This window comes from Streptomyces glomeratus (genome assembly GCF_021462825.1).
Classification (GTDB): Bacteria; Actinomycetota; Actinomycetes; order Streptomycetales; family Streptomycetaceae; genus Streptomyces; species Streptomyces glomeratus.
This window is the reverse complement of the sequence record NZ_JAKEEB010000036.1, coordinates 40,016-55,476: the sequence shown is the minus strand read 5'-3', so window position 1 is coordinate 55,476 and position 15,461 is coordinate 40,016. Positions and strand designations below refer to the sequence as shown.

General features: G+C 73.2%; 11 protein-coding genes and 1 pseudogene. 5 read left to right on the top strand and 7 right to left on the bottom strand.

Annotated elements, in window-relative coordinates:
* Positions 1 to 39: 39 nt before the first annotated feature.
* The 4 genes from LZ604_RS29545 to LZ604_RS29530 form a co-directional block, all read right to left on the bottom strand.
* Positions 40 to 549, bottom strand: coding sequence for an O-acetyl-ADP-ribose deacetylase (locus LZ604_RS29545; RefSeq protein ID WP_234518838.1), 510 nt, complete (start codon positions 547 to 549; stop codon positions 40 to 42).
* Positions 546 to 1,955 (bottom strand): phytoene desaturase family protein, encoded by a 1,410-nt coding sequence (locus tag LZ604_RS29540; protein WP_234518837.1) that lies wholly within the window; start codon positions 1,953 to 1,955, stop codon positions 546 to 548. Before LZ604_RS29540 ends, LZ604_RS29545 begins: the two co-directional genes overlap by 4 nt.
* Positions 1,956 to 2,113: 158 nt before the next feature.
* Positions 2,114 to 2,959, bottom strand: coding sequence for an inositol monophosphatase family protein (locus LZ604_RS29535; RefSeq protein WP_234518836.1), 846 nt, complete (start codon positions 2,957 to 2,959; stop codon positions 2,114 to 2,116).
* Between the two features lie 138 nt (positions 2,960 to 3,097).
* The gene (locus tag LZ604_RS29530; RefSeq protein WP_234518835.1) at positions 3,098 to 4,924 is read right to left on the bottom strand and encodes a gamma-glutamyltransferase family protein; all 1,827 of its coding nucleotides are present in this window, start codon (positions 4,922 to 4,924) and stop codon (positions 3,098 to 3,100) included.
* 230 nt (positions 4,925 to 5,154) lie between these two features.
* On the opposite strand from LZ604_RS29530, the pseudogene LZ604_RS36125 reads away from it, so the two are divergent.
* Positions 5,155 to 5,301 (top strand): annotated as a pseudogene (locus tag LZ604_RS36125) (universal stress protein); the annotation flags it as partial.
* 209 nt (positions 5,302 to 5,510) lie between these two features.
* Here the strand turns inward: LZ604_RS36125 and LZ604_RS29520 are convergent.
* Positions 5,511 to 10,097: a cation-translocating P-type ATPase gene (locus LZ604_RS29520; protein ID WP_234518834.1), complete on the bottom strand. Its 4,587-nt coding sequence runs from the start codon at positions 10,095 to 10,097 to the stop codon at positions 5,511 to 5,513.
* A gap of 180 nt (positions 10,098 to 10,277) precedes the next feature.
* On the opposite strand from LZ604_RS29520, the gene LZ604_RS29515 reads away from it, so the two are divergent.
* The 4 genes from LZ604_RS29515 (at position 10,278) to LZ604_RS29500 (ending at position 12,726) form a co-directional block, all read left to right on the top strand.
* On the top strand, positions 10,278 to 10,736 hold the full coding sequence (locus LZ604_RS29515; protein ID WP_234518833.1) for a hypothetical protein: 459 nt from the start codon (positions 10,278 to 10,280) through the stop codon (positions 10,734 to 10,736).
* A 162-nt stretch (positions 10,737 to 10,898) separates the two neighbouring features.
* Positions 10,899 to 11,372, top strand: a complete 474-nt coding sequence (locus LZ604_RS29510) for a MarR family winged helix-turn-helix transcriptional regulator (protein ID WP_234518832.1) — start codon at positions 10,899 to 10,901, stop codon at positions 11,370 to 11,372.
* Positions 11,373 to 11,481: 109 nt separating this feature from the next.
* Positions 11,482 to 11,724 (top strand): DUF6480 family protein, encoded by a 243-nt coding sequence (locus LZ604_RS29505; protein WP_234518831.1) that lies wholly within the window; start codon positions 11,482 to 11,484, stop codon positions 11,722 to 11,724.
* Between the two features lie 303 nt (positions 11,725 to 12,027).
* Positions 12,028 to 12,726: a hypothetical protein gene (locus tag LZ604_RS29500; protein ID WP_234518830.1), complete on the top strand. Its 699-nt coding sequence runs from the start codon at positions 12,028 to 12,030 to the stop codon at positions 12,724 to 12,726.
* Between the two features lie 25 nt (positions 12,727 to 12,751).
* Here the strand turns inward: LZ604_RS29500 and LZ604_RS29495 are convergent, their stop codons facing one another.
* Together LZ604_RS29495 and LZ604_RS29490 are read right to left on the bottom strand one after the other, a co-directional pair.
* Positions 12,752 to 14,281: an NCS1 family nucleobase:cation symporter-1 gene (locus LZ604_RS29495; protein WP_234518829.1), complete on the bottom strand. Its 1,530-nt coding sequence runs from the start codon at positions 14,279 to 14,281 to the stop codon at positions 12,752 to 12,754.
* 155 nt (positions 14,282 to 14,436) lie between these two features.
* The gene (locus tag LZ604_RS29490; protein WP_234518828.1) at positions 14,437 to 15,459 is read right to left on the bottom strand and encodes a TIGR03842 family LLM class F420-dependent oxidoreductase; all 1,023 of its coding nucleotides are present in this window, start codon (positions 15,457 to 15,459) and stop codon (positions 14,437 to 14,439) included.
* Positions 15,460 to 15,461: the final 2 nt, after the last annotated feature.

The window sequence follows — 15,461 nt, the reverse complement described above, 5'->3', positions numbered from 1 at the left end:
CCGTTCTCCCCGCCCCGCCGACCGAGGGTGTCTGCGCCGTCAGCCGGCTTGTGCGGCGAACGCCGTGTAGGCCCGCTCGTCGAAGAGGACGAACCTGATCTCCTCGACCGCCGTGTCCGTGGCGCGCACCGTCTCCACCGCGATGCGGGCGGCGTCCTCCATCGGCCACCGGTAGACGCCGGTGGAGATCGCGGGGAACGCGACGGTACGGGCGCCGAGTTCGTCGGCGACGCGCAACGATTCCCGGTAGCAGGAGGCCAGTTGATCCGAGCGGTCCTGTGTCGCGGAGTACACGGGTCCGACCGTGTGGATCACCCAGCGCGCGTCCAGTTCACCCGCCGTGGTGGCCACCGCCTGGCCCGTGGGCAGGCCCCTGCCGTACCGGGAGGCGCGCAGTCCGCGGCACTCCTCGAGGATCGCCGGTCCGCCGCGCCGGTGGATCGCGCCGTCCACGCCTCCTCCGCCCAGCAGCGAGGAGTTGGCCGCGTTGACGATGGCGTCGACGCTCTGCCGGGTGATGTCACCCTGTACCAGCGTGAGGGTGGTCATGACTGCCTCAGCCTCCGCCATACGGCCTTCGCCGCGTTGTGGCCGGACATGCCGTGCACGCCGGGACCCGGCGGGGTGGCCGACGAGCAGATGAACACCGCCGGGTGCGGGGTGCGGTACGGGAACAGGGACGGTTTCGGGCGCAGCAGCAGCTGGAGTCCGCAGGTCGCGCCGGAGGCGATGTCGCCGCCGATGTAGTTGGCGTTGCGGGCGGCCAGTTCGGGCGGTCCCGCGGTGGCACGGGCGAGTACGCGGTCGCGGAAGCCCGGGGCGTAGCGCTCCAGTTGGCGCTCGATGGCGTCGGTGAGGTCCCCGCGCCAGGCATGAGGCACATGGCCGTACACCCAGAAGACGTGTTTGCCGGCCGGGGCGCGGCCGGGATCCGCGACGCTGGGCTGGACACTGATGAGGAACGGCCGTTCGGGGGCGCGGCCCTCCCGGGACGCGGCGCGCAGGGCGGTGCCGATCTCCGCGCTGTCCGCCCCGATCTGTACGGTGCCGGCGACGCGCGGCTCCCGCGCGGTCCACGGCACCGGGCCGTCCAGCGCGTAGTCGATCTTGAAGACGCCGGGGCCGTAGCGGTACTTGTCGTAGTACCGCCCGAGGCCCGCGATACGGGCCAGGGCGGTGGGCGAGGTGTCGAAGACATAGGCGCGGGCCGGCGGGAGGTCGTCCAGGCGCTTGACCTCGTAGTCGGTGTGGACGGTGCCGCCCAGGTCCTTCAGATACGCGGCCAGCGCGTCGGAGACGGACTGGGAGCCGCCGCGGGCCACGGGCCAGCCGCGGGCGTGCGCGGCCAGCGCGAAGACCAGGCCGATCGCGCCGGTGGCGAAGCCGTCCAGCGGAGCGATCACATGTGCGACGAGCCCGGCGAACAGGGTCTTGGCCCGCTCGTCGCGGAAGCGGCGCATCAGCCACGTCGAGGGCGGCAGGCCGACGAGGCCGAAGCGGGCCAGGGTGACCGGGTCGCGTGGGAGGGCGGTGAGCGGCAGGGACATGAAGTCCCGGGCCAGCGTGTCCCAGTGCCTCAGGAAGGGCTGGACCAGCCGGCGGTAGGCGCCCGCGTCCCGGGGGCCGAACGAGGCGGCCGTCTCGGCCACGGAGCGGGACAGCACCGCGGCCGTGCCGTCGGGAAAGGGGTGCGCCATGGGCAGGTCTGCGTGCAGCCATTCGAGGCCGTACCGCTCCAGGGGCAGTGCTCTGAACGCGGGCGAGTTGATGCCGAGGGGATGTGCGGCGGAGCACGGGTCGTGCCGGAAACCGGGCAGCGTCAGCTCCTCGGTGCGGGCGCCGCCCCCGATGGTGTCGCGGGCCTCGAAGACGGCCACGGAGAAGCCCCGGCGGGCCAGCTCCACGGCAGCCGTCAGTCCGTTGGGCCCGGCCCCCACCACGACCGCATCGAGCATCGACGGCACCTTCGGACTCCTTCGTCAGCCGACGGCCACTGGGCATCAGGATATGCCGGAGTTCCGGCGCGGCTGCGGCGCGGGGGGCGGCCATCGGGTGAGGCTACGGTTCCGTTTCCGGCGCCCGGCAGGGCGCTCTCGCCCGTCGGCGCGGGCGGTCAGGTCCCGCGGGACAGCAGCTCCACCACCCGGCGCGCCGTGGCCTCGTCCCGGGCCGCGGTGAAGGGCAGGGTGTTGCCCCCGGTGATGCGGAAGGGCTCGCCCGCGATCGTGAGGTGGCTGCCGCCCGCCTCCTGGACCAGCAGCAGGCCCGCGGCGTGGTCCCAGGCCGCTTCCCAGCAGAAGGCCGTCGCGTCGAGCAGGCCCTGGGCGATCTGCAGATACTCCAGGCCCGCCGATCCGCACGAGCGCGGGCGGACGCCCTCCGTCTGGAGGCCGAGGAGCGCACGCTTCTGGTCGTCCGTCGTGTAGAACGGGTGGGACGTGGCCACCTCCAGGTCACGGCCCGCGACGGGTGAGCCGGAGTGCAGGCGCCTGCCGTCGAGGAACGCGCCCCCGCCCCGTATCGCCGTGGCGAACCGGTCGTGGACCGGTGCATAGGTCCACGAGGCGTGCACGACGCCGCCCTGGGTGAGCGCGACCAGGGTGCAGAATCCGGGGTCCCCGTGGACGAACTGGCGGGTGCCGTCGACGGGGTCGACGATCCACACGGGTGCCTCGCCGCGGATCGCGTCGTAGGTCGCCGGATTGGCGTGCACCGCCTCCTCGCCCACCACGACCGAGCCGGGCAGCAGCTTGCCGAGCGCCTCCGTGAGATACGCCTCGGCCTTGCGGTCGGCGTCCGTGACCAGGTCGTGGGGGCCGCTCTTCTCGTCGATCTCGTGAGCGGCGAGGCGGCGGAAGCGCGGCATGATCTCGGTGGCGGCCGCCGTGCGGACGGCCTCCTCCACGTCGGACGTGCGGTGGGCGAGAAACTCGTCGATGGTTTCGGTGTCTCCGATCATGCCTCCATGAGAGCATGCGGCACTGACAATCCCTACCGGTCCGGTGTACAAGTGGTGGAATCGACATGAACACCGAGTGCCCTGATCTTCCACCGGGGGCGTCGCCCGTCGGCCGGGGGCGTCGCCCGTCGGCCTGAGTCAGCGCCCGACCGCGTACCCCTGCATCCCGCGCGGATTCGCCGCCGCCGACAGCACGCCGGTCTCCTGGTCGCGGGCGACCGCGCACAGCCGCCCTTCGGACCATGCGCCGCCGACCGTGACGTCGTGACCGCGCCGGCGCAGCTCCTCGACGACCGCGCGGTCCGTGCGGGACTCGACGGTGACGCTGCCGGGCCGCATGCCGCGCGGATAGAAGGAGCCGGGGAAGCTGTCGTTGTGCCAGTTCGGGGCGTCGATGGCGCCTTGCAGGTCGAGGCCGCCGCGGACCGGCGGGCGCAGGGCGGCCGCGAGGAAGAAGTGCAGCTGCCACTGGTCCTGCTGGTCGCCGCCGGGCGTGCCGAACGCCAGCACGGGCACACCGTCGCGCAGCGCGATGGAGGGGGTGAGGGTGGTGCGGGGGCGGCGCCCGGGCGTCAGGGAGTTGGGCAGGCCCTCGTCCAGCCAGGCCATCTGGAGCCGGGTACCGAGCGGAAAGCCCAGCTCGGGCACGACCGGGTTCGACTGCAGCCAGCCACCGCTGGGGGTGGCCGCGACCATGTTGCCCCAGCGGTCGGCGACGTCGAGGTGGCAGGTGTCGCCGCGGGTCGCCCCGTCGGCGCCGGCGTCCGGATCGCCGGGCACCGCGGGCGCCGGGTGCCGGACGAGCGTCGGCTCGCCCACGCCCATCGGGTCGAAGCCGCGCTCGTCGGGGGCCACCACGCGCGCGTGCACGCTCAGCCGTGCCACCCGGCCCGAGGGGGTACCGGGGCGCAGCTCGTACGACGCCGTGTCACCGATCAGGGCGCGCCGTCCGGCGTTGTAGGCGTCCGACAGCAGTTCGTCCAGCGGCACTTCGGCCGCGTCGCCGTACCAGGCCTCGCGGTCGGCCATGGCGAGCTTGCAGCCCTCGATCAGCAGGTGGACGTAGTCGGCGGTGCCGTACCGGGGCAGCTCGGGCGGGAGAAGGGCGAGCTGCTGGAGGAGGACCGGGCCCTGGCTCCAGGGACCGGGCTTGCACACCGTCCAGCCGTTCCAGTCGTACGACGCCGGCGCCTCGTAGGACGCCGACCAGGCGGCGAGGTCGTCGGCGCTGAGGGTGCCGGTGTGCCGCTCGCCGGTCACGTCCATGGTGGGCCGCCGCGCCTGCCGCACAAGGGCCTCGGCGATGAATCCGGACCGCCACACCTCGCGGGCGGCCTCGATCTGCGCCACCCGGCCCCCGGCTCCGGACACCTCGGCGAGCAGCCGCTTCCAGGTGGCGGCCAGTGCGGGATTGCGCAGCAGCACACCGGGCCGGGGCGCCCGGCCGCCCGGCAGGTAGACCTCGGCCGACGAGCTCCACTCGGTCTCGAACAGCTTCCGTACGCTCTCCACGGTCTCGCCGACGCGTTCCACGGGCGGGTGCCCGTGCTCGGCGTAGCCGATGGCGTACTTCAGGACGTCGGCGAGAGACTTCGTGCCATGGTCGCGCAGCAGCAGCATCCAGGCGTCGAACGCACCCGGAACGGCCGCGGCGAGCGGCCCGGTGCCGGGTACGAGTGCCAGGCCCAGGTCCCGGTAGTGCGCGGTCGTGGCCCCGGCGGGTGCCACGCCCTGCCCGCACAGCACCCGCACCTCGCCGCCCGCCGGGGCCAGGAGGATCGGGACCTCGCCGGCCGGCCCGTTGAGATGCGGTTCCACGACGTGCAGGACGAACGCTCCCGCGACGGCCGCGTCGAACGCCGTACCGCCGTCCTCCAGTACCGCCATCGCCGACTGCGAGGCCAGCCAGTGGGTGGAGGAGACCATGCCGAAGGTGCCCTGGAGCGTGGGCCGGGTGGTGAACATCTGGCGTCTCACCTCGTTGTGTACGCGCGTCGGTCCGCTTGGTCGGCTCGGGTTCGCCTGATGCCCGGGCAGGCTGCCGATCACGCTGCTCCCCCGGCAGGCTACCGATCGCGCTGCTTTCCGGGCAGGCGCAGGGACCTTGCCTCCCGCCGGTCGCCGGCGGCATCCGTCATGGTGCCGGAGTGGGAGCGCCTGGCGCGGGGGAGAGGCTGCTCGAGGCGCTCGACGGCATGTTCGGCGCCGAGGGCACCGGGCTGCCGATGCGGGCGCTCATCGCCCGGGGCTCCCCCGACCCGGCGCTGGTGTCGATCGCGGACCGTGAGGCCGACGTGTTGGTGGTCGGCGCGGGCCACCGCGGCCGATGGCACCGCGCGTTCGGGCCGTCGGTCGGCCGTTACTGCCTCGCGCACGCGGACTGCCCCGTCCTGGCGGTGCCGCCCTCACCGCTCGAGGCCGCGCTCACGGCCGCCCGCCGCCGGAACTTGTGGCGGTCGCGCCTGGACACGGGCCACCTGGCACGGAGTCCGCGGCCCTGCCGCCCGTGGACTGAGCACCGCGGTGGAGGCCGTCCTCGTACGGGCGCCCCTCAGACAGTCAGCAGGCCGAGGTCCGGTGTGGGCAGCCCGAGCCGGGACAGCGCGCCGCTCACCCAGGTCAGCGCGCCCGTCGCGAGGGCGGCCGCGGCCGAGGAGGACGGCGCTGTGTCCCCGATGTCGCCGGACTCCGCTGTCTCCGAGGGCAGCCAGCCCGTGCCGGCCAGGCGACGGGCCAGGGGCTCCAGCCTCGCGTGGAGGAGCGTGGCGGTGATGATGGCCGCCAGGGCGACGCCCCAGCCGACGGGTCCCAGCGGGGTGGATCCGAAGAACCGGCTGATGCCCGGGGTCTGGATGATGCCGACGAGTATCGCGGCCGAGCCGATGGTGGCGGCGAGCACCTGGCGGTCCGCACCGCCGCTGGTGAGCGTCTGGGCGAGCTGGGTGCCCACCACCGCGGCCAGTGCCACCGTTCCGGCGCGGCGTTGTGTGCCGGTGAAGCGGGCGGCCGTCCAGGCCAGCCCCGAACCCAGGGCGGTGGTGAGCCCTCGTTGCAGCATCTCCTGGGTGAGCGCGGTGCCCAGCGACTGATGGGGGCCTTCCTGCAGCAACTGTTCCCCGGTGCTCTCGGCCGGGGTGCGCACCGCGATGGCGAGGGCGGGGGCCAGGTCGGTGAGCAGGTTGACCAGCATGATCTGACGGGCGCTCAGCGGCGAGCTGCCGGACAGTGCGGAGGCCAGCACGCTGAAGGTGACCTCGCCGAGGTTGCCGCCGATCAGGATGGCCAGCGCGGTCCTGACCGAGGTCCACATCGCCCGGCCCTCGGTCAGGGCGGTGACGATCGTCTCCAGGCGGTCGTCACCGATGACCAGATCGGCGGCGGCCGTGGCGGCCGGAGTGCCTCGTCGCCCCAGCGCGATACCGACGTCGGCGAGACGGATGGCGGGGGCGTCGTTGGCCCCGTCGCCGGTCATCGCCACGACCCGGCCCAGACGCTGGAACGCCTCGACGATACGGACCTTGTGGTGGGGGGTGCACCGGGCGATCACATCCACCGTCGGCAGCAGCGCGTCGAGCGCGTCGTCGTCCAGCTCGTCCAGCTCCGGCCCCGTGCACACGGCTTGGTCCCGGTCGCCGGTGACGGAGGCCGCGATGGCCTCGGCGGTGGCGGCGTGGTCCCCGGTGAGCAGGACCGTGTGCACCCCGGCCGCGCGCAGCCGGCTGGTGGCCGGGGCCGCACCGGGGCGCACCGGGTCGGCCAGGACGACGAATCCGACGAAGTTCAGATCGCGCACCATGTCGTCGGTGAGCTCCTCGCCCGGCTCCATGGTGCGTTCCGCCACGGCGAGGACGCGGCGGCCTGCTCCGGCCAGCTTCTCGGTGATCCCGGTGAGCGCCGTGCGCCCGGCGTCGTCGAGTGCGGTCTCCACCCCGTTCAGGCGTCTGCGCCGGCAGCGGGCCAGCAGGACCTCCGGGGCGCCCTTGACGCTGAGCAGGGTGATGCCGGCGGTGCGGCCGGCTGTGGCGTGGTAGGCGCGGGACGGGTCGAAGGGCAGGGTGCCGGTGCGCCGCCAGCGGGGCGCGCCGTAGCCGACCGGAACCCGGGCCCGGCGGGCCCCGGCGTCCACCGCGCGGTCGGTCTGATGGGCCATCGGCTCCGACTGGCGGGCGGCGGGGGTGGCGCGGAGCGCGGCGGCCAGGATCGTCCGGTGCCGCGGGCCGAGCCGGCCGACGGGGAGCGTGCGCTCCCCGTCGCTGACGGCCACGAGTTGCAGATTGCCCTCGGTGAGGGTGCCGGTCTTGTCGAAGCACAGCACATCGGCCCGGCCGAGCGCCTCGATGGTGCGCGGATTGCGTACGAGCGCACCGTGTTCGGCCAGCCGGCGCGCGGAGGCCAGCTGGGCCGCGTTGACGAGGAACGGCAGCCCCTCGGGGACCGAGGCGACCGCCAGGTTGACCGCCGAGGCCAGGCTCTCGGCGATCGGACGCCCGTGCACCAGCCCGGCCCCGGCGACCGCCGCCGCGGAGCCCGTCGCCAGGGGCAGGCTGGCCTTCGTGAGGGACGACAGCCGTGCCTCGACACCGGTGGCCGGTGCCGCCTCCCTGGCGGTGGCCATGGTGCGCCCGACCTCGGTGGCCGCCCCGGTGGCCACGACCACGGCGACCGCTTCTCCGGCGGAGACGGTGGTGCCCTCGTAGAGCATCGAGCGGCGGTCGGTGAGATGCGCGGCGACCACGGGAACCGGGTCCTTGGCCACGGGCAGGGACTCGCCCGTCAGCGACGACTCGTCGACCTCGAGGCCCTGGGCCTGAAGCAGGCGGCAGTCGGCGGGGACCACATCGTCGGGCCGGAGCAGGATGACGTCTCCCGGCACCAGGTCCTCCGCGGTGACCAGCCGCTCGGCCCCATCCCGCCGTACCCGGGCGCCCACGGCGGAACGGGCGGTCAGCTCGGCGAGGGCCCGTTCGGTCCGCACCCGCTGAACGCCGCCGACCAGCGCCGAGGTCGCGGTGATCAGGGCGACGAGAACGGCGTCCGCCCGTGAGCCCACGGAGGCGGCCAGGGCCGCACCGCCGGCCAGCACGGGTGTCAGCGGGTTGGCGAGCTCCTCGACGAACGCCGACGGCAGCGTCGTACGCGGGGTCACACCCGTCCGTGACGGCTCCTTGGCCCGTGCGTCGGCCTCCTGCGCGGACAGTCCGTCGATGCTCGTGCGCAGCCGCCCCAGCACCTGAGCGGGCGGCATCAGGTGCCAGGGCACCGTCTCCACGGAGGGGCTGACGGGGCGCGAGCACAGCTGCCGTGCGCGCCAGACCCCCAGGGCGAAGGCGATGCCCCCGGCGGTGTTGCACGCCGCCTGTCCGCGCGAGCACGCCTCGGCGGCCGGTGCCCGAAGGGCCGCCACCGCGCCGATGCCGCTGCCGCTCGCGGCCAGCACCGCGCTGTCCCGGTCGACATGACGGGCCACGCCGACGCCGGTGAGGATGAGCGCGACCGAGTCCAGGTCGGTGCCGACCAGCAGGTGGGCGCCCCAGGCCGGTGGCTCTCCCTCGCGGTGCACTCCGATGCCGCAGTCGGACGCGCCCAGCGCACGGCGGTTGCCCGACACCAGCAGCACCACCGCACCGTCCGCCTGCAACCCGCGCACGGACGCCACCAGACGGCTCCCCGTCGGCACCATCGCGTCGACGAAGCCGAGTTCCGGATACGGCCGGTCGCCGGCCAGGACCACGCGGATCCCCGAGCGGCGGGCCGCGGCCGCCAGGGCCTGCGCGCCGGGCAGCGTCTGCGCCGCCACCCCCGCCACGGCCACCAGGCGGCGCCGGCAGGACAGGCCCAGCACCTGTTCGCTGCCTCGGTGCCGCAGCCGGTCCGCGGCCCGCCGGCCGGTGCGGCCCGTTAGATCCAGGCGCTCCAGGGGACCGAGTGCCCAGCCGTCGTCGTCCTGGTGCACGCGGGCGAGTGCGGCGGGGTCGAACAGCGCGAACAGCCGGTCGGAGACGTCCGCGGGCTCGGCGCCGCCCAGCAGCTCCAGATCGGTCAGTTCATGGCGTCCGCTGCGCAGTACGTCCACGTCCAGGAGCACGGTGTCGACCTGGCCCAGGCGGCGCAGCGCACCGCGGTCCATGGCCACGACGCCGCGCAGCGCGAGGAACCGGGCCAGGGTGGTGGCGAAGCCCTCCCGCCCGGTCTCCGGCGCCTTCGGCATGCTGGACAACGCCACCGCGAGCGCGCGCCTCGGCCCCACGCCGGGGGTTGCCAGGGCGCCGACGGCCGCGCCCGCCCCCATGGCCCGCGCGGCATAGCGCTCCGTCACGTCCTGGTGCTCCCGGGGCCGTTGTGTCACGGTCGGCTCGGCCCGCGCGTCCTCCGGGCCCCGCACCAACCGCGGCTCCGCCCGCGCCCACGCCTCCAGGGCCGCGTTGGCCTCCCGCCACTGCGCCAGACGCTGCGCGGCATCGAGGACCAGCCCACCGCCGCGGGTGGCCACGCCCTGCACGATCGCGTTGAGCACCGGAATAGCTGCCTCCGGACGCTCCCGGTGGCCGAGGACCGATGCCGCCAACCGGTTCAGAAGAGGGTGGCACTGGACGGCCGAGACGAGGGCCCCCACTTCGGCGGGGAGCGGGGTCCACGGTGACAGGCGTGTGGCCAGCGTGAGCAGCAGTCCCGCGACGTCCGCCGCGAGGACCGGAAGCGCCGGCCGTGTGCGGCGCCCCTCGCACGGATGGTGCGGCTCGGGGCACCACGGGTCGGACCCGCCGGGATCCGCGGTCGCGGCGGCGCCGTGGGCCTCCGCGTGGGCGATGATCCGCAGCAGTTCCTGCCGGGGCGGTGGCGGCGAGGCAAGTTCGACGACGACCCGTTCCGCGGGGGCGTTCACCCGTGCCCACACCACGCCCGGATGCTCCTCGAGTGCGCGCTCCACGATCCGGCCCACCCACATGCCCCGCGGCCCGCGCACCCCTCGCACATCGATATGACAGCGCCCGGGGCGGGACCACACGTCGCGCCTGTGTACCCCGAGCAGCCGGGTGGCCCCGTCCACGGCCTCGCGAACACCGGCGGCCAGCCCGCCCGCCAGGCTTCGGGACAGCGGTGTGGACAGCGGCGAAAGCACCCCGGACAACAACGACATCCGCGTGCCACCTCCGCAGCAGGCCGTTCCTTCGTCCTTTGCGATCAGCATGAGCCCCCCGGGCACCGCCCGCCCGGAATGCTGGTCCGAACGGCTTCCCGGCTCGCAGGGCTCTTTGTTCGCAGGTAGCTTGGCCTCGCCGGGGGGCGATGTTCCGGACCCCACGAACGGATGTGAGCCGTGACCACGCCGAGGATTGCCGAGAAGCGCCCGACCACAGCCACCGCCAAGGCGTCGCAGCCCGCCTCGGAGACGGCGACGCCCGAGGCGAAGAAGCCGTCCGGGACGGCCAGGGTGTCGGAGGCCAAGAAGCCGTCCGGGGCGGAGAAGACGCGGCGCCCCGGGGCCGGACCGGCCGGGAAGTCACCGAAGGGCACTGCCACCGCCGCGTCCGGAGGGCGCACGATCACCGTCACTCTCCCGGGCCTCGGTGAGGCGGCGACCTGGGCGGTCGACGCCGTCGCGGGTCCGGTGGCCATCGCCCGCCGCGCGCTGACCGCCCGACGCGGACTGCCCGTGTACGCCGGCCTCGGCGCGCTGGCGGTGGTGGGCGCCCTCGAATGGCCGCTGGCGGTGGGCATGGGCATCGGCTACGCCGTGCTGCGGTCCAAGGGCCTGCCGACCCGGCAGGGTTCCTGACGCCGGGTCACCCGGCCGGCGAGTGGGGTCCGACGCTACGGGACCGCGCCGCGCGCCACGGCCACCCGGACTGCGTCACGGCATGCCATGACCGCACCACCGGTGCCGGACCGTGGTGTCTTGGTAAGTAAGGAATTCGACTTAGGCACTAAGGGAAACCCAGTGGAGGGCAGACTTCGCCTCCCCGGCTCCGCCACGGATGCGCTCGCCGCCCTGGACGACCTCATCGCGACGAGCATCATCGGACGGCAGGAGTTCGCCCGGACCCTCGGTCTGAGCGTCACGGACCTGGTCTGCTTCGCGTACATCGCCGGGGCCGGCGACTCGCCGGTCACCGCGGGCGACCTGGCCCGGCGCGCGCACGTCACCACCGGGGCGGTGACGGGCATCATCAACCGCCTGGAGCGCGGCGGGTTCGTCACCCGGCGGCCGGATCCGGCCGACCGGCGCCGGGTGATCGTGGCCGCCACCCCGGCCGCCGCCGAGCGTGTGCGGACCGTCCACGAGCCCTGCCATGCGCTGCTCGAAGGACTTTTCGCCGACTACACACAGGAGGAGATCGCCGTCCTCGCCGACTGGCTGAGCCGTGCCGGCGCGGTGGCGAGGGGCTGTCTGGAGGAGTCCCGCGAGACCTGACCCTCCCCGGCCATCGACCCCTTTTGCCCGTACTGCCCGAATAAGTAGCTATTACGGGGGTACTCGGTGACGCAGGAAGGGTATCGACCGGGACAGGAAGGAAGACGGCATGCGGGACAGGCAGTACGGCGGCCCCGAGCCCGAGCCGGCGAAGACACCCCGCGTGGAGCCGGGCGGGGTTCCGCCGGGCGAGACCCCGCCCGGCGAGGGCAGCACCTCGGGTGCCTCCCCGAACGTGGTCTACGACCGGACGCGCGGCTGGGGCAAGGGCCCACTGATCGCGATCATGTTTCTCACCGTGCTGGTGGCCGGATTCTTCCTGGCCTACGCGTTGGCACTGATCTTCCGATAGTCCGCTGCGAACGCCCCGTGCACGGGGCAGGACCCGGAGGGCGGCGACGGTCCGCCCTCCGAGCCTTGGGTGTCCGCCCCTTCCGAGCCTTGCCCGGGTCCCCTCCGCGCTTGCCGCGGAGGCGAGGACATAACGGGCACACTGTGGCGAGCGCAGAGAAACTCACACGCCGTCAACATCGAGTGCTGTCATCGCGCGGGCACGGAGCGAGTTCGCCCTTCCGCCTCACAGTGAGTCATGTGACACTGGCGTCCCGTCCGCAGTGCGGACTCCCTCCGCACCGTCCCCCACGAGAAGTGCGCCGTGCTTTCTCTGCCTCTGCCGCTCGCCCTGACCGCGCGCCTGCTGCCGGTCGCCGTACTCGCCTCGGCGGGCTGGGCCCTGTCGTCCGGTCCGCTCGCCGCGGCCCCGGCCACCGGCGGTAAGTCGGCGCAGGGAAGCCCCGGCACGCAGGACGCGCAGAGCGGCTCCCCGGGGTCCGCGTCGTCCGCGAACCCTGCGGCGACGGCCAAGGCGTACGCCACCGCACCCGCGCCGTGCGGCACCCTGGCCAAGAGCACGATCACATCACTCGTCCCGGGCGCCAAGACGGCCGGCAAGGAGATCCCGTCGACGGACGCGTCCATCCGCCGCACCTGCTCCTGGAACGCGCTCAAGGGCTTCGACTACCGATGGCTCGACGTGACCTTCGAGATCACGGACTCGCAGGCCGCCGCCCAGAAGGCGTACACCCAGCGCACCGCGGAGAAGAGCGGCGGAGGCGCGGTCCCCGGTATCGGCGACGCCGGCTACTCGGTGGTGAACCTGAGCACTGAGGACAAGCAGGAGACCCGCGAGGGTGTGGTGCTGGTCCGCTCGTCCAACGCGCTGGTGTCGGTCACGTACAACGGCAGCGACTTCGAGACGAAGAAGGCGCCCGGGACCGACGAGATCAACAAGGGTGCGATCAAGGCGGCCCGGGAAGCGGTGACCGCGCTGGAGAACGGCCGGAAGCAGAGCTGACCGTCCTCCACGCGCGGCCGGGACATCAGTCGGCGGCCTCCTCGCGGCGCCGCGGCAGCATCAGCGCCAGGTACACCGCCATGGAGGTGCCCAGGCCCACCGCCCAGCCGTAGTCGGCGAGGGACCTCAGGGCCGGGATCGGGCGGCCGTCGATCAGCGGGTGGAAGTCCGCGCCGCCGATCGCCAGTACACCGCCGATCACGAGGGCCACGACGGCCCGCCAGTTCCAGCCGCCCGCGTACCAGTACCGGCCCGAGCCCGCGCGGTAGAGGTCGGCGAGGTCGAGGCGGGCGCGGCGCAGGATCCAGTAGTCGGCGACGAGGATGCCGGCCACCGTCCCGAGCAGACCGCCGACGAGGCCGAGCCAGGTGAAGATGTAGCCCCGCGGGTCGGAGTAGAGCTTCCACGGGAAGATCAGCACCCCGAGCACACAGGTGACGAGGGCGCCGGTGCGGAAACTGATTCTCCGGGGCGCGATGTTGGAGAAGTCGAACGCCGGCGAGACCAGGTTGGCCGCGACGTTCACGGACAGTGTCGCCACGAGCACCGTCACCAGCGCGTACAGCAGACCGACCACGCTGTCCGTCTTGGCCGCCAGCTGCACCGGGTCCCAGACCGGCTTGCCGTACACCGCCTGCGAGCCGGAGGTGACCAGTACCGACAGGAACGCGAACAGGGTCATCGTGGTCGGCAGACCCAGTGCCTGGCCCCAGGTCTGGGCCTTCTGGCTCTTGCCGTACCGGGTGAAGTCCGGGATGTTCAGCGACAGAGTGGACCAGAAACCGATCATGCCCATGAGGGAGGGCGCGAACAGCTTCCAGAAGTCCGCTCCCCAGCCCAGCCTGGACGGCTGGTCGAACAGCGGGCCGAGGCCGCCGGCCTTGCTGGCCATCCAGCCGAGCATCACGAACGCACCCACGAGCACGAAGGGCGCCGCCCAGTTCTCGAACCGCCGGATCGTCTCCATGCCCCGGTAGATGATGGCGACCTGGATCACCCAGAAGATCGCGAAGGACAGCCACATCGTCCAGGGCTGGCCGCCCACCTCGGAGGCGTTCACCCAGCTGCCGCCGATGAGCTTCCCGGCGAGGAAGTAGATCGCCTCGCCGCCGATCCAGGTCTGGATGCCGAACCAGCCGCAGGCCACTAGGGCCCGTACGACGGCGGGCAGGTTGGCGCCGCGCACGCCGAAGGAGGATCGGGCGAAGACCGGGAAGGGGATGCCGTACTTGGGTCCCGCATGCCCGGTGAGCAGCATCGGGACCAGCACGATCACATTGGCCAGGGCGATGGTGAACACCGCCTGCTTCCAGTCCATGCCCACGGCGATCAGACCGGAGGCCAGCGTCCAGGAGGCGGTGTTGTGGGCCATGCCCACCCACAGCGCGGAGAAGTTGTACGTGGTCCAGGTGCGCCTGTCCACGGGGACCGGCAGCAGGTCCTTGTTGGCGTAGGGACCGCTCGGCGGTGGAGAGCCGGGGGCGAACTCCACGCGGCCGTCGGGACGGGTGACTTGGGCGGACATCGGTATGGCCGGAGGGGCGGTGTCGGTCATGGGCAGGCCCATCGTGAGGTGGGGTGGGAAACGCCGTGCGGGTGGCGCCGATGGGGGGTGCGCCCCGGAGGACGAGGCAACAGGGAGCGCCTTGGCCCCCTTCCCGGGGGAGCGGGAAGGGGACGAGCGGGGCCGGGGGACCCGGAGGCCCCCGGCTAGCCGTTGACCGCCGGGATGACCTGCGATCCGTAGGCGTCGATGACGGCCTCCTGCGCGTCGTGCATGTCGTAGACGGCGAACTGGTCGACGCCCAGGTCACGCAGCGCGGTGAGCTTCTCGATGTGCTTCTCGACCGGGCCGATGACACAGAACCGGTCGACGATCTCGTCGGGCACGAACTGGGTGTCGGGGTTGCCGCTGCGCCCGTGGTGCGCGTAGTCGTAGCCCTCCCGGGCCTTGATGTAGTCGGTGAGCGCGTCCGGTACGGCGGCCGAGTGCTCGCCGTACTTGGCGACGAGGTCGGCCACGTGGTTGCCGACCATGCCGCCGAACCAGCGGCACTGATCCCGGGCGTGGGCGAGCGCCTCGGGCGAGTCGTCCGCGGTGACGTACGCGGGTGCGGCCACGCAGACCCTGACGTCGGAGGGGTTGCGCCCGGCGGCCGCGGCCGCGTCCTTGACGGCCTTGACCATGTACTCGGTCAGATAGAGGTCGGCGAGCTGGAGGATGAATCCGTCGGCCTCCTCCCCGGCCATCTTCAGCGCCTTGGGGCCGTAGGCGGCCATCCACACCGGCAGTTCGGCACCGGGCTTGATCCACGGGAACCTGACGACCGTGCCGCCGCCGAGATCGGCGGCCTCACCGCGGCCCAGCGCCCGGATCACCTTCATGGCCTCGCTGATCCGGGCCAGTGTGTTGGGCTTGCGGCCCGCGACGCGCATCGCGGAGTCGCCGCGGCCGATGCCGCAGATCGTGCGGTTGCCGAACATGTCGTTGAGGGTGGCGAACGTGGAGGCCGTGACCTCCCAGGTGCGGGTGCCCGGGTTCGTCACCATCGGGCCGACCGTCAGTTTCACCGTGTTCGCCAGGATCTGGCTGTAGATGACGAACGGTTCCTGCCACAGCACGGCCGAGTCGAAGGTCCAGCCGTAACGGAAGCCGTTGCGTTCGGCCCTCTTCATCAGGCTGACGACCCGCGAGGCCGGCGGGTCGGTCTGCAGGACGAGTCCGAAGTCCATGT